The following is a 16,453-nucleotide window of genomic DNA, read 5'->3' as shown; positions in this document are numbered from 1 at the left end:
AATGATGAATAAAATAATCATAAGCATATTTATCCTGCTGTGGGTAGCAGTGGGTGCTATGGCACAGACTGCTACCGTGACCGGTACGGTGACCGACGATATGGGGCCGGTAATTGGTGCCACAGTAACGGTGCAAGGCACTTCAATAGGTGCAACGACCGATTTGGATGGTAAATTTACATTGACCAGTGTGCCCAATGTAGCCAAGGCCGTGTTGATAGTTCGCTATGTAGGTATGGAAGAAGCAAAAGAACCGTTGAAAGGACGTACCTCGAACATTAATATCCACATGAAAGAAGCTGTCGGAATGTTGGACGACGTAGTCGTAATCGGCTATGGTACGCAGAAAAGAGGTAACCTGACCGGTTCTATCGCCAGCGTATCCGGCAAGATATTGGAGAAAGTACAGACCACTTCTGCTGCTGAAGCCATCGTCGGTAAACTGCCGGGTGTGCAGGTGACAGCTGTAGACGGTTCGCCGGATGCTGAAATTAAGATTTTGGTACGTGGTGGCGGTTCTATTACACAAGATAACAGTCCGCTTATCATATTGGACGGATTTGAAGTAAGCAGTCTGAACGATGTTCCACCTACCGATATTGAATCTATCGAGGTCTTGAAAGATGCGGCTTCCACAGCTATCTATGGTGCGCGTGGTGCCAACGGTGTAATCTTGGTGACAACCAAACGTCCTGTTGAAGGACGGGTTGTCATTAGCCTGAACACTTATGTGCAGACCAAAGAACTTTCCAACAAACTGGATGTGATGGACCCTTACGAATTTGTATTGATGCAATATGAAAATGCGCGTCAGAAAAGCTCTAATCCTACAGCTTTTAATAATAAGTATGGACATGCTTACGAACACTACATCTATCAGGGAAATGCCGGAACTGACTGGCAGGACGAGGTGTACGGTTCCAATCCGGTGGCCAAATATGTAGACCTTAGTGTGAATGGCGGTACGGAGAAAGCCAAATATAAACTATCCTTTATCCATCAGGACCAACCGAGTGTGATGGTAGGCAACGGACTGAAACAAAACAATATGAACGCTTCTTTCAACTTCAAACCTTTTAAATTCCTGACATTGGAATACCGCACGCGTTTGTTGCATAAGGAAGTAGATGGATCCGGTACGGAAGGCGTTAGTTTGTTGACTGCTTTGCGTGAAAAACCGACTAAGGGTCTGGATGAATATATGAAACTTCCCGAAGACGATACGTATTTCGATCCCGATCAACTGGAAGAAGAAACTCTTTTTGATCCCAAAGAAGAATCGAAAAGAAATTATAAAAAGAGAATCAACAAGTCGCTCAATACGATGGGAGCCGTGACCTGGGATATTATGAAGGGTATGACTTTCCGTAGTGAATTTGGTTTCGAGAATAACTCTGAAGAACAACGCCGTTTCTGGGGTATGGAGACCAGTAAAGCTCGTAGCAACAATAACCAGCCGGTGGCGGAATGGAGCATGAAACAAGGTACCAAGTGGCAGCTTACCAACGTGTGGAACTACAACTTTATGCTAAAAGAAGCACATGATATCCGTCTGATGTTGGGACAGGAAATCAAGCATAACCAGACTACTACCAAAACTTACTCTACTCGTTTTTTTCCGGAAAATATCACGGCAGAAAAGGTCTTTGATAATTTGTCGCTGGGTACTCCTTACGAGAACTCCTCGTCAGCGGCCTCTCCCTCTCGTATTTCTTCATTCTTTGGCCGTATCAACTATGGCTATAATGATAAATACCTCGCTACGGTAACGCTGCGTGCCGATGGTTCTTCCAAGTTTGCCAAAGGTAACCGTTGGGGATTCTTCCCGGCAGGAGCGTTGGCATGGCGTATCTCTAACGAAGACTTTTTGAAAGATAATCAGGTCGTATCCAACTTAAAGTTGAGATTAAGCTACGGTTCTTCCGGTAACGACCGCATCGATGCCGACCTTTATCAGAAATTGTATGGGGTAAGCAGTTCCCGTCCTGCCGGATGGGGAGAAGTCAGCCACTATTACTATAACTTCTATAACTCTAAATATGTGTACAATCCTGATGTGAAATGGGAAACCACCATCACACGTAACATTGGTATTGACTTCGGTTTCTTTAAAGAACGCCTTAGCGGTACGATTGATGTGTACTGGAATACAGTCAAAGATTTGCTGGTGCCTTCGGATATTCCAGGTTACACAGGCTACACTAAACTGATGACCAATGTGGGACAGACATCCAATCGGGGTATAGAACTTCAACTGAATGCCTGGCTGATAGAAACGAAAGACTTCTCACTGAACGCCACATTCAATATCGGTCATAATAAAAACAAGATTGATAAACTGGCAAGTGGTGAAAAAGAATGGATTCTCACTTCAGCCTGGAGAAATGATGTCGTGAACTCTGATGATTATCGTGCCTATGTGGGTGGTACCAGTGGTTTGATTTACGGTTATGTCAATGATGGATTCTATACCGTAGCCGATTTTGAATCTTTCGACTCCAAATCCAGAACATGGAAACTGAAAGAAGGAGTGGTAGATTCAAGCCCATTGTCCGACACTCCGCGTCCCGGTAATGCCAAGTTCAAGAAACTCACTCCGGTAGATCCCAACAGCACCAATCCTTATCAGCTGACAGAAGCCGACCGTACTGTTATTGGCAACACTACTCCGAAATTCTCGGGAGGTTTTGGTCTGAATGCTACTTATAAAGGATTTGATATGAGTATGTTCTTCAACTTTATGTATGATTTTGATGTACTGAATGCCAACAAAATTATGCTGACCACTTGGGCGGACAATAAAGAGAACAACTTCCTGATGGACATCGCTTCAGATAAACGCTGGCGTAACTTCGACGACATGGGTAATGAGATCCGTTACAGTCCGGAAGTACTGGCAGAATTCAATAAGAATGCTACCATGTGGAATCCCACTTCCATCGGACGCCCCATCTGTATGTCGTATGCCGTGGAAGACGGTTCATTTCTGCGTCTTAATTCAGCTACCCTCGGTTACACCTTACCAAGTGTGTGGACGAAGAAAGTCGGTTTGAGTAAAGTGCGTTTCTATGTATCGGGCAATAATCTGTTTACCCTTACCGGATATAGCGGTTATGATCCGGAGGTGAACATCGCTACCGGTTTGACACCGAACATTGATTATAACCGTTATCCGCGTAGCCGTACCTATACATTTGGTGCACAGTTGACTTTTTAATTGAAATCTATAAAATGAAAGAACAATGAATAAGAAACTAATATACTCACTCATTGCCGGAACTATGTTCACTTTGACGTCTTGCGATGATTTTCTTGATGTGCAGCCCGCCTCCGGCTTTACTCCCGAGTACATATTTTCCAGCGAATCGGAGATGAAAGCGTTGATGACCCGTATCTACTCTTCCATGACGGAAGACGGATTGTACGGAAGTAACCTTGCTAGCGGTTTGAATACAAATACTGATGTGGAAATGAGTTCGTTCAAGAACAACACTGTCAATACCAATGGCTCGGATATAGGCTGCTTTGATTCCCGTCCCACCTGGTCGGTATTGAACGCTACCTGGAACAATATCTATTATGCTATCAATTATGCCAACGACTTTTTGCAGGCTGTGCAGGAGTCACCGTTGTTTTCTGATAAAGTAGCAGGTGATACTCCCTCCGAAATACAACAGATGTATGGAGAAGTGAAAACGCTTCGTGCCATGCTCTATCTGGACTTGATCCGTACATGGGGAGATGTTGTGTTTGTTACCAAACCAACGGAAGCGACCGATGATTTCTTCAGCCTGGGTACTACCGACCGCAATGTCATTCTGGAATATTTGATCGACGACTTGATAGCTGTAGAACCGATGATGAAATATGCAGTCGATTTGGATTATGGCGTAGAACGTGCTTCACGCGAATATTGCCAAGCGCTTATTGGACAGTTGGCTCTTTATCGCGGTGGTTGGACTCTTCGTGCCGACAAAGAGGATGTGACTCACGTAGGTTACATGGAACGTGGCGATAACTTTGAGCATTATTATGAAATTGCCGTCACTTATCTGGGAAAGGTAATCAAGGAAAGCAAACACGACCTTTCTCAAAGTTTTGAAAACTTGTGGATGAATGAATGTAACTGGAAGACTGCCAACAACGATGATGTCATATTCGCTGTTCCGATGCTGAAAAGTGTCACCAGCCGTTATGGCTATAACATCGGTGTTACCATTGCGGAAGGTAAGCACTCATACGGCAGTGCCCGCAACTATGTGACTTTCTGCGGTACTTACGTTTATTCGTTTGATAAAGATGATTTGCGTCGTGACATGACTTGTGTACCTTATAAATATGATAAAGACCTGAATCAGGAAATTGATATGGGAGTGACCGGTATGGGTGCCGGGAAATGGTCCAAACTCTATATGCAGTCTCCGCTGGGTGCTTCCAGTGGTTCTAATACCGGTATCAATAGTGTGCGTATGCGCTTTGCAGATGTTTTGCTGATGTATGCTGAAGCAGTCAATGAACTTTACGGACCGCGTGACGATGCCAAAGAAGCACTGAAGCGTGTTCGTCGCCGTGCTTTCGATCCGGCTCAATGGACGGATAAAGTAGAAAGTTATGTAGAGAGTCTGACTAACGAAACAGACTTCTTCCAAGCTGTCATGGATGAGCGTAAATGGGAATTTGGTGGTGAAGGTATTCGTAAATACGATCTTGCACGTTGGAATAAGTACGGTGAAGTCATCTATAATCTTTATAATGAAATGACTAATTGGGGACTGGTAGCTAACGGGGCTTACGTACCGGGCATTGAGAAAGTACCGTCTAATATCTATTACAAACAAGTAACGGATCCCGAACATTCTGATCGGAAGGTATTGGATATTGTAGGTATTGACGAATATGGTCCGGGTGTAGGTCGCCCTGCCGGTTACACGGTATTGGAGTATGCGTTGGGATGGAGAGTGTTGAACAAAGAAACACAGCTTTATGAAACGTTGGATGCCATTTCATGGAGTTTCCGTGGATTCATCAACAAGAACAACGATCAATTAGTGAAACCTACCGATCCTGTGAGATACTTGTGTCCTTATCCGGCAAAGGTCATAACAGACCATCGCGGATTGATTCGGAACTATTATGGATACTAATCAGTAAAAAGACAAACGTTATGATAAAGTTATTACGAAAACTTGCAACGGCTATGCTGCCCGCATTCCTTTGCGGTACCCTGTTCATAGGCTGCGAGGCAGATGATAAATATACGAAAGTGGACGACCTGTTCCAGCCCCGGTTTGTATTGGAGAAACCGGAGGTGAAAGCAAACTCTGTGACATTGGTATGGTATCAAGTGAACGATGCTATCTCTTATACGGTACAACTACATCAGGATCAATATTATACCAGCTTGTTTATGGAGATAGAAACCACTGATCCTTATGTGTTTATTGATGATATTCCTTACGGAACTACTTTCTATATTCGTGTACGCAGTAATGCTGCCAACGCTACTAACAACTCGCAATGGAAATACACCAGTGCTTCTACTGAAGCTCGTCCGGAGTATGCTAGGCTGGTGGAAGATGTATCTAAAACCGAGATTACGGAATCATCCGCTATCATTCGCTGGAAGAAAGACAACAAACAAAATCCGGTGGATAGCATAAGCATTATGCCTATGATGGATACGACTCTGCCCGGCGTTAGCCGCTATCTGACCATTGAAGAGATGATGCAGGGATATGCTGAAGTAGACGGATTGACGAAGAATACATTATACGCTGTCAATCTGTATGATACCAGTAAACCTCGTAAATATGACAAACCTTACAATCAGGTAACATTCCGCACGGCTGGTCCGTCGGCTATGTCTATACAAGTTGGCTTGGAAGATGATTTATCTGCCATGTTATTGGACAACGATGTCGATCCTGAAGTGCCCGAAGGTACGGAATACTACTTGCCGGCAGGTTCTTCTTATCGTGTCACTCCGTTCTCTTTGATGAAGGGTTTCCGTTTGGCGGGCAGTCGTGACGGTGTTAAACCTGTTGTTGTCCTCGAAGGCAGTTGGAGCATTGCAGAAGGTTCTTATCTTTCCAGCTTAGAGTTCGATAATATCGAATTCCGTCATGAAGCAAACAATAATTACTTTATGAATACCAGCAAGGCATACACAATAGAGAATGTCAGCTTTGTAAATTGCGACTTTATAAGTCTTCGTCGTGGTTTCTGGCGTCATCAATCAGCTAATGCCAAGTATATTATGAATCTGGAAATGGAAGGATGCCGTTTCGAAGGTTGTGGATGGCAAACAAGTGCGTATGGTACATTTAATCTTCAGTCTTTCGATAAAGATAACGGAGTGTCTTATGACCAGGTAGACCGTGCCATTTTCCGCAACTGTACGTTTAGCAACGACAATGATGGAACCAATGGATATGGTTGGGGTAACCTCTTCTATGCGCCTTATATGGATAAACCGATCGAACTGGAATATAAGAATGTGACTATCTACAATTACAGCCGTAACCAACGTTTGATTAACATTGAATCTGCCGTAGGTTCCAAATTGGTAATGCAGGGCATCCTGTTGGCATCTCCTTGCGGTGATTTGTATGCTATCGGTGCTAATACCACCACCACATTCTCCGACAACTATACCACAGCAGATTATGCATTGGGGGGCAGCAAGATGAATGCGACAGACCTTGAGATTACAGCAGACAAACTGTTTGCCGATCCGGTTAATGGAGACTTGACGATTAAAGATACTTCTTCTCCGATCGTAAGTAGTCGTGCCGGTGATACCCGTTGGTTACCTTAAATTAGAGTGGAGAGTATGAATTTACATGATTAGGAATAAAATTAAAATAGAATATTATGAAGCTGAAACATTTATTTTTCTTAGCGGTTGCCGGAACATTGGCAGTAGCTTGTAGTGAAGTTAATGAAAATTCTCTTACTGATGGCGATGGTCAAAGAATGCTCCGCACGATCAGTTCGGGTAACGACCGTTTTTCTACACGATTGAATAGCGAAACCAGTGAATGGGAGAACGGCGATGCTATCGGTATATATATGTTCGATACAGAAGATAAGAATGTATTGAACGATGCCCTTAACGTGAAATATACTACGATTGGTGAGGGACTGACGGTGAATTTCTCGTCCGACCCCGGAATAGCAATCTATGATATGCCTACAAATTTCGTAGCCTATTATCCGCATGCCACATCTGCGGATGTTATTGATGCTACGGCAGCACTTTATAAAGTAGATATAAGCGATCAGTCTAATGGTATCTCTGCCCACGATTTAATGTGGGCAAAGGCTGCCAGCCAGTCAACGGAATCATTGTTGGCAGGAGGATTGGCGTTCACTTTCCATCATCAGTTAGTGCTTTTGCGTGTTAACATTACGAATGAAAATGTGTCGAATGTAACAAGTGTTACGGTAGGGGGGATAAACACTACGGCTACTTTTAATCTGATAGACGGTACATTAAATAATATAGGTACACAGAAATCTGTGGCTTTGCAGAAAAAGGATAATAAGTCTTTCATTGGTATTATGTTGCCTACTGAAGAGTTGAAAAATAAGTTGTCGCTTACTATTCTGGCAGATGGTGGCAAATATCAGTATACAGTGCCCGAAACCAGCAAGATTGATAAATTTGTTGCAGGCAATGAATATACGTTCGATATCACTGTCGGAAAAGAAACGAGCGGAGAAGTAGGTGGCGGCTCCGGTAGTAACACACCTTGGGGTGATGGCGGAAACGAAGAAGGTAATGGCGATAAAGTATCTGAAAATGAAGCTATACCTGCCGACTATGCACAGAAAGCGATTACTGCGGAGACTGACTTATCTACGGTATTGTCCGGTGCTTCCGGTAAGGCTGCGTTAGTGTTCGCTGCCAATGCGGACGGCTATACCTTTAGTGATGCAATGGTAGTGCCCGAAGCTGTCACAGAGTTGTTGTTGATTGGAGACACCGAAGAACAAGTGAAAGTCAACCTGAAACAGATACAGTACACCAGTCTTCAAAAAATTGCATTGAACAATTTGGATATAACAGGCGATAACTCAACTGCTTTGCTGACAAACAGTGAAACTGCCCAACTTGCTACTGATGCCGTTGTAGACTTCAAGAAATGTAATTTTACTGATATGAAAACGGTTTGTGACTGGTCAACCGGAGATAATGGGGCACAAAACGTTCTTTCTGCCGTACTTATCGACGACTGCCAATTTGTAAACATGCAAAGCGTTTTCAACTATTATGGTTCTAAAGCAATCACTATCACCAACTCTACCATTTATAAAATGACAGAACGTGCCATTTATGTGAAAGATGCCAACAGTGTAGTTGTCACGGTGGAAAACTGTACATTGGCAGATTTGGCTAAGACTCCTTTTGAAAGTAGATATGGTAATGGTAATTTGTACTATAAGAATAATATTTCAGCCTGCTTCGTGACGAGCAATCCTAATATCGGTTATAAAATGGATGTACGGGAGTTCTCCGGTAATTATGCAGCTGCTGCTACCGAAGCCGGACAATTAGCAGTGCTCAATGTACATGGAAAAGCAATTGATACCAACACTTTCCCGAATGCCTGGACAGATACATCCAAGACTGTTGCCGAACTTTTCGAAAACGCAGCAAACGGCAACTTCAAACTGAAAATGGATGCTCAAGTAGGTGATCCGCGTTGGTATAAGAATGCCCGATAGCCGTTGAATTATTTTTGTAGAACTGATTAAACAATACAGTTATGAAATTATTTCATTCATTAATATATCCCTTGTTAGGCGGTTTGCTTTGCCTCTCTTGTTCGGATGACGAGCAAGATACGGGCACGAAACAACCTGCTACTACGGGAGAGGTTACCTTCGGTGTAGACCTCACAGGTTTCTCAACTCGCGTCACCCAAGACGGTTCGTCGTGGAATAATGGGGACAAGATTGGAGCATACGTGCTGGATATGAAAACCCTTGAGCCTGCCACAGAGGCAGCTAATGTACCTTATGTTTGTTCGGAAGAGGGTGCATCGGTTTCTTTCGCTTCCACCACACCGCTCAAAGTGCAAAATGACGGAACACCGGTGAAGTTTGTGGCATACTATCCATACAATGCCGATATACGCAATTTCAACTATCCCGTGCAATTGGCAGCTCAAGAAAGAGGGAGTACCGCTTGTGACTTACTGTATGCTGCCACGAACGAGGAATATATTTATGCCCCGGAGAACGAACCTCATATCGCACTCAACTTTAGCCATCGTTTGGCTAAAGTGATTCTGAAATTTGTGGATTTGGAAAAGAATCCGTTGGAAGTCAGCAATGTGCGTATTGAAGGGATGCAAACTGAAGCCTCGTTCAACGTACAGACTGATGTACTGACGGTTGACGAAAGCTCTGTTGCTACAATCACCCCTTATCACAATGCAACAACGGGATTCTACGAGGCTATTATTCTTCCTTCGGCGTTGAAGGATAGCTATAAGGTGTCTTTTGTATTGGACGATAGAGAGACGGAGTGGATATTTACCAATCTGGACATTGCGCTGCCGCAGTTCCACAAAGGTTACAGCTACACCTTTGCACTCTACATAGACGATAGCGGCTTTGTAGAAATGGGACGTCTTGAAAATGTGGATGGCGGAAACTCATCGGCTCCCTGGGAAGATGGAAGCAGTGAGGACGGTATGGCCGAAGGTGACAAGACGCCTGTATCAGGATATGTCTTCACACCTGCCGACGGTACGCAGCAAGCACTTGCGGACACCGAACTGAAAATTACATTTGAAGGCACTGCACCCGAACTTGGTACGAGTGGTTGTATCCGTATCTATCGTATGAGCGACCATAAACTGGTAGACGAAATCAATATGGCAGAACGCAGACAGTCTATCGTGGACGGGGTTACCAAACTGAATACATGGATGGATATTATCGGTGTCACGCCTACGGGTTCTTCCGTCAGTCGCCGTATCGTCAACTACTATCCGGCAAGAGTGGAGGGTAACAACTTCATCATCAAGCCTCATCAACAACGTTTGCAGCATGATACCGAATACTATGTAACCATCGAACAGGCCGCCGTGAAGCAAACAGACTTCAAAGGAGTATATGGTCGTGCATGGACATTCAAAACCAAGCCTGCGCCAGCTGTGACCGGACCGAACTATGAGGTGAAGATCAGTCATACCGACCCCAATGCCGACTTCTATACTTTGCAAGGTGCCATCGACTTCTGTGCCACACAGGTCGGTTTGGATGCACCCAAGACTTTCCGGATGGATGATGGTATCTATCAGGAGATTATTTACTTGCGCGATCAAAGCAATATCACGATAAAAGGAAATGCCGGTGATAATACCGCTGTCAATATCCAATATGATAACAGCAATGATATTAACGGTGGTATAGGTGGTGGAACCAATATCGATCAGTTTGCTCCTGCGGGCACTATTGTACCTTCTTCCGGAGGGCGTTCGGTGGTGATACTGGATGGCAACAGTGATAAAATCCGCTTTGAAAATGTGACGATAGAGAATGCTTACGGTTGGACGCTGGGCAAAAATGGTCAGGCAGAGGCGCTCTATATTAACAACAAATCGGCAGCTTTCATCAATTGTCGTGTCTTGAGCTTTCAGGATACTTTGCTTCCGGGTGGCGGTTACAACTGGTTCAAAGATTGTTTCATAGCCGGAGCTACCGATTTTATCTGGGGTTCGGGCAAGGTCGTTCTGTTTGAAGATTGCCAGCTCCATGCACCTACCGGCACACGTGCTGTAATGCAAGCGCGGGTCAGGGCGGGTTACTTGGGATATGTATTCCTGAACAGTCGTTTCACGGTAGGCGAAGGCGTCACTAACTCTACTTTGATTTATCAGTTCGAGCCGGACAACCTGACCTTCTTGAATTGTACGTTTGCCGATGTGTATGGACCCAACTTTGTAGGCGAGAATAAACCGCTGACTCCGGCTGTGCCTACTGTTGCTACCGGTTGTAAATTATACAACTGCAAGACGGAATCGGGTTCCGATATTTACCAATCCATTCCGGCGGCGGTGCGCAATACGATACTGCAACTTAGTAAGGAACAGTATGACCAATATTTCGGTACGCGTGAAATCATCATGAGTTGGGATGGCTACACCGATGCGGCTTGGTTCAAATAATAAAATATGTAAGGTAAAAAGAGACAATGAGTAGATTGAATCAAATGGCTGGTTTGGCACCGGTCATCTTAGGACTATTTTGTGCTTGTCAGACTACTGCCAAGCAGGTGGATATGGAGACTGACTTGAAGGCGATGTATGCAGACCTTCCTTTCTCCATGCCCACGATAGAGCGTCCCGTCTTCCCCGATTATCAGGTGAATATCTGCGATTTCGGAGCAAAAAGTGATGGTGTGACGCTGAATACGGAGGCTATTAATAATGCGATCAAAGCAGTGCATGATAAGGGAGGTGGCAAGGTAGTCATTCCGGAAGGCTTGTGGCTGACAGGACCTATTGTTTTGCAGAGTAACGTCAATTTGCATGCGGAAAAGAATGCGTTGATTGTATTTAGTAGTGATACTTCGTTATATCCGATCATCACCACTTCGTTTGAAGGACTGGATGCTAAACGTTGCCAGTCGCCTATTTCGGCAATGAATGCGGAGAACATAGCCATCACCGGTTATGGTGTTTTTGATGGGGCGGGGGATAAATGGCGTCCCGTGAAGAAGGATAAAATGACGGACAGACAGTGGAAGAATCTGGTGAACTCCGGCGGCAAGGTGGATGAGAACGGCAAGGTGTGGTATCCCAATGAAGGAGCGCTGAAAGCCTCTGTTCTCATGGCCGGCAGCGGAGATAAACGGACTGAAATCACGAGTGAAGAATGGGAAGATATGAAGAGTTGGTTGCGTCCCGTATTGCTAAGTATCGTGAAGAGCAAAAAGATTCTTCTGGAAGGTGTGACCTTCAAAAACTCTCCGAGTTGGTGTCTGCATCCCTTGTCGTGCGAATCTTTGATATTGAATGATGTAAAGGTATTCAATCCCTGGTATTCGCAAAACGGTGACGCGCTGGATGTGGAATCATGCAAGAATGTATTGATTGCCAACTGTTTCTTTGATGCGGGGGATGATGCTATCTGTCTGAAGTCGGGCAAAGACGAGGATGGCCGCAGAAGGGGCGAACCTTGTGAGAATATAATCGTGAGAAACAACACCGTTTTGCATGGCCATGGCGGATTTGTGATTGGCAGTGAAATGTCCGGTGGTGTGAAAAACGTGTATGTGTCCGAATGTTCATTTATCGGTACGGATGTCGGATTACGGTTTAAAAGTGCCCGTGGACGCGGTGGTGTTGTGGAGAATATTTATATCAATAATATAAATATGATTGATATTCCTAATGATGCTTTGATTGCCGACTTGTATTACGCGGCCAAAAGCGCTCCCGGTGAACCGGTTCCGAGTGTGAGTGAGGAGACGCCTGCTTTCAGAAACATCTATATCTCGGATGTATTTTGCAGGGGAGCAGGACGGGCAGCGTATCTGAACGGACTTCCCGAAATGCCGATTGAGAATATTTCCATCAAGAATATGGTGGTTACAGGTGCTAAAGAGGGTATTGTAGTGAATAAAGTGGCAAAGCTCAACATTGAGAATGTAGAAATTGACACTCCCGATCAATCTATGATACAGATAGAAAATACAACGGGTATTACCATTAACGGAAAAGAGTTGGGAACGATTTCAGAGAAGCGGTTACTAACCAAGAACTAACTGTATCATCTGTTTTTATACTGTTTTTATTGTCAATCTGTCAGAGCGGCAGTTAAAGAAATGAATTACAGTATAATACATGCTGACAATAGAAGCTGACAATAGGCTGACAATAAGAATTAAGTATTCTATTGTCAGCCTGTTTTTTATTGTTTGGCAAGTAAGGATACAAGTCTGTCCATTCGTACATTATAGCATTGATAGGCTGATGAGGCTATATCAATATGCCTATATCGTTCATTGATACTCTCATATCTTTATTAATATACCGATATAGTTATGCTGGCATCTTGGAATTATTGTTTCAAGGTTTTGATGTAGTTGCATTAATATGCCTGTACAGTTGAGTAAGTATGTCTGTATAGTTGAGTTAGTGTGCCTGCATAGTTGGGCAAAGGTGCCGTTATCTTTACCTTCCCACGGTCGTGGTAACATCTTCTCACGGCCGTGGGAAGATCCTACCACAGCCGTGGAGAGATCTCGTCACGGCCGTGGAGAATTAGCAAGATCGGTGCTTTAGTGGAACAATAGCGGCACCCTGGTTGAACAATAACGGTATCTTAGCGGAATAATGCAGGCTTGGTAAATAAGGGATAATAGTTGCATAGTGTAGTTTTAAACAATAATAGGCTGACAATAAAAGACGGAAATCTTTATTGTCAGCCTATTGTCAGTTTCTATTGTCAGTGGGTAATAGCTTGAAAACAATCACTTTATGAAGCCATAACTCTTGGCTGACAATAAAAGCCATTTTTTATAAATTCTCAATGTAACCTAAGTTCAACTTAGCCTCAAATTATATATGAAACGGTATTACCTATTGAATCTGAATACTGCACGTTTGCAAATCATTTTCATTTGAACTGTTTCCGTAAAGTATCTTATATGTTCCACTTAAAGGGCGTATGGTATTGGTTGCGGTATCAAACCATTCAAAAGAATCGTATGAAAGCTCTATATTGACATTCTGCGTCTTACCTTTAGCGATGTTGACCCGTTGGAAACCACGAAGAGTTTTTTGTGGACCTCTTTTGTCGTCAGGACGGCAGATATACACTTGCACCACTTCTTCACCGTCTCTCTGTCCGACGTTACTTACCGGGATGGTAAGGATTGCCTTTTCGCCTTTGTTTAACTTCGATTGGTTCAGGGTAGCTTTTCCATAAGAGAAACGGGTATAACTTAAACCGTAGCCGAATGGATAAAGGGGAGTTTCTGTCATAAAACGATAGGTACGTCCTTTCATCGAATAATCTTCATAATCCGGCAATTGTTGTATGCTTTTATAGAAGGTGATAGGCAGACGTCCGGCAGGATTGTAATCTCCGAAAAGAACATCGGCAACAGCTGTTCCACCTGCCTGTCCGGGATACCATGCTTGCAGGATAGCATCGCAATTCTGCGTTTCAGGCACGATGGCCATTGCCGAACCGGAGAAGTTGACGAATACTGTTTTCTTTCCATTCTTCTTTAGAAGAGCAAGAACTTCTCGCTGGATGGCGGGCAATTCGATTTCTGTACGGTCGCCGCCTTTGAATCCGGGGTCGGATACCCGCATGGATTCTCCTTCCAATAGGGGGGAGATGCCTCCGGCAAAGATAACTACATCTGCGCTTTGCAACTTGTTCAGGATTTCACGGGCATCCATTGGAGTTTGTTTTGCCAAGTCGAAGTTCAGTGCAGGGTTATCTTTAACCTGAATAAAACGCAACTCGATGTCGTAACTCTTTCCTGCTTCGTAGTTGAAAGAATACAGATTGGTATGATTCTTGATGTTGGTGGCTTCTGCTATTTGCTTGCCGTTGAGGAATAAAGTAACTCCTCCGTTAGTCATCATGCGGAAAGTGGCGGCACCGGAATCTGTTGGGCGGAAAGTGGAACGATAGATGGCGGTGAAGTTTTTCAATCCTACACCGGGAGCAAATACGGTAGAACCTTCTGCACTGAAATGGAAAGGAGTGGTCAGACGGTCGGTTGCAGCAATTTTGCCTTTATATTCGCGGTTATTCCAGTAGGTGGCGTTGAATCCGGCTTCTCCGTCGATGCTGCACTGATTGAATAGGCTGTGCAGGGTGGTGTCGTTTGTATATCCGCATACAGGTTCGTAGATGATTTGTGCGTCAGGTAGTTTGGCGCGTATTCCTTCCAGTAAAGTGACGGTATGTGAAGGAAAGCCGTTGTAGTTACCCCATTGCATTACCGAGTCGTTGGCGTTGGGGCCGATGACTGCGACTTTCATCTGACGGTTTAATGGAAGGATGTTGTTATTGTTTTGGAGTAATACCAGACTTTCATGTGCCATTTTCAGTGCCAGTTCTTTGTGTTTGGGACAGTCGATAACAGAAAATGGAATGTTACTCCAGGGATGAGTCGAATTCATTTCTCCCAGTTCAAAGCGGGCTTTCAGTAGTCTTTTGACTGATGTATTGATTTTCTCTTCCGAAATCAGGCCTTTTTTCACAGCATCGGTGATGCTTTTGAAGTTACCGCCACATTCGAGATCTGTTCCGCTTAAAACAGCGTCGGCAGAGGCATGGGCGGCATCGGGATGCGTTTCATGTTTCTTGCGTTGGAAAAAGTCTCCGATTGCTCCGCAGTCGGTGACTACGATTCCTTTGAATCCCCAGTCGTTGCGGAGAATTTGGGTTAACAGACGGTTGCTGCCGCAGCAGGGATCGCCTTCGAAACGGTTGTAAGCGCACATCACTTCTTTAACTCCTGCTTTTTGTACCAGTTCCTTGAAAGCAGGAAGGTAGGTTTCCCATAAGTCTCTGGGTGCAATGTTTTCTGCGTTGAAGCTGTGACGGTTCCATTCGGGACCCGAGTGTACGGCAAAGTGTTTGGCGCAGGCATGAAGTTTGTCATATTCGGCATCTTCCGGTCCTTGCAGACCTCTGACTGCCGCCATTCCCATACGTCCGCTTAAATAAGGGTCTTCGCCGTATGTTTCCTGTCCCCGTCCCCAGCGGGGGTCGCGGAAGATATTGACGTTGGGAGTCCACATGGTCAGTCCCTGATAACGTTTATATTGTCCTTTTTCATTGAATTGGCGGTTCTTGGCGCGTGCTTCGTCAGATACGGCATCAAAGACTTCGTATAATAGTTCGTCGTTGAAAGAAGCGGCCATACCTATGGCTTGTGGAAAGACAGTAGCCAGTCCGGCGCGGGCAACGCCATGAAGAGCTTCGTTCCACCATTCATACGGCTTAATGCCAAGCCGGGGAATAGCCGGTGAGTTGTTTTGCATCAACGCCACTTTTTCTTCTAATGTGAGGCGTTGAAGTAAATCGTCCGCCCGTTGTTCCGCAGTTAATTTCGTGTCCTGATAGGGATACTTGCTGGGTTGTTGTGCCTGTACATTTACCCCTTGAATTCCGATAAGACAGGCAATGATCCATTGCTTTTTCATTTTCTAGTTCTTTTGGTTTTTAGATTTGAGACTGCAATAGTACGTGCTTTTCATTATTTTTGTGGGGAATATCCGGTAGAAAAGGAGGATTTCCTATGCAAGGCTTATTTGGAGCCGATAAATCCATAGACCTGTTCAAAGATAAAACATTTTGTTGAATATAGCATAAGCTTTGCAATGTAAATAGATGATACCGAAATGTTGTTTTGATACTTATATCAGAGATATGTCTTGTTGAAATTTGAGTATTTAAGAGATAA

Annotated in this window: 7 protein-coding genes; 6 read left to right on the top strand and 1 reads right to left on the bottom strand. The window is 44.3% G+C overall.

The features are described 5' to 3' along the window. Positions 1–4 precede the first annotated feature (4 nt). Genes CJF29_RS19185 through CJF29_RS19160 form a run of 6 tightly spaced genes read left to right on the top strand, consistent with a single transcriptional unit; the run spans position 5 to position 12,784 of the window. Positions 5–3,217: a SusC/RagA family TonB-linked outer membrane protein gene (locus CJF29_RS19185; RefSeq protein ID WP_099146001.1), complete on the top strand. Its 3,213-nt coding sequence runs from the start codon at positions 5–7 to the stop codon at positions 3,215–3,217. A 25-nt stretch (positions 3,218–3,242) separates the two neighbouring features. Beyond that, positions 3,243–5,144, top strand: coding sequence for a RagB/SusD family nutrient uptake outer membrane protein (locus CJF29_RS19180; protein WP_099145988.1), 1,902 nt, complete (start codon positions 3,243–3,245; stop codon positions 5,142–5,144). 20 nt (positions 5,145–5,164) lie between these two features. After that, entirely contained in the window at positions 5,165–6,817 is a 1,653-nt protein-coding gene (locus CJF29_RS19175; RefSeq protein WP_074556801.1) for a DUF5123 domain-containing protein, read from the top strand. A gap of 56 nt (positions 6,818–6,873) precedes the next feature. After that, positions 6,874–8,730: a fimbrillin family protein gene (locus tag CJF29_RS19170; RefSeq protein ID WP_074556800.1), complete on the top strand. Its 1,857-nt coding sequence runs from the start codon at positions 6,874–6,876 to the stop codon at positions 8,728–8,730. A gap of 41 nt (positions 8,731–8,771) precedes the next feature. Then, entirely contained in the window at positions 8,772–11,183 is a 2,412-nt protein-coding gene (locus tag CJF29_RS19165; RefSeq protein ID WP_099145989.1) for a pectinesterase family protein, read from the top strand. Positions 11,184–11,209: 26 nt separating this feature from the next. Continuing rightward, positions 11,210–12,784 carry a glycoside hydrolase family 28 protein gene (locus tag CJF29_RS19160; protein WP_074556798.1) on the top strand — a complete coding sequence of 525 codons (1,575 nt, stop codon included), beginning with the start codon at positions 11,210–11,212 and terminating at the stop codon, positions 12,782–12,784. Positions 12,785–13,601: 817 nt separating this feature from the next. Here the strand turns inward: CJF29_RS19160 and xyl3A are convergent. After that, positions 13,602–16,193 carry a xylan 1,4-beta-xylosidase gene (gene xyl3A, locus CJF29_RS19155; protein WP_099145991.1) on the bottom strand — a complete coding sequence of 864 codons (2,592 nt, stop codon included), beginning with the start codon at positions 16,191–16,193 and terminating at the stop codon, positions 13,602–13,604. Positions 16,194–16,453: the final 260 nt, after the last annotated feature.

The sequence above is a fragment of the Bacteroides celer genome (genome assembly GCF_002632415.2).
Classification (GTDB): domain Bacteria; phylum Bacteroidota; class Bacteroidia; order Bacteroidales; family Bacteroidaceae; genus Bacteroides.
The sequence above is the reverse complement of the archived record's forward strand: the minus strand, read 5'-3'. Positions and strand labels throughout refer to the sequence as shown.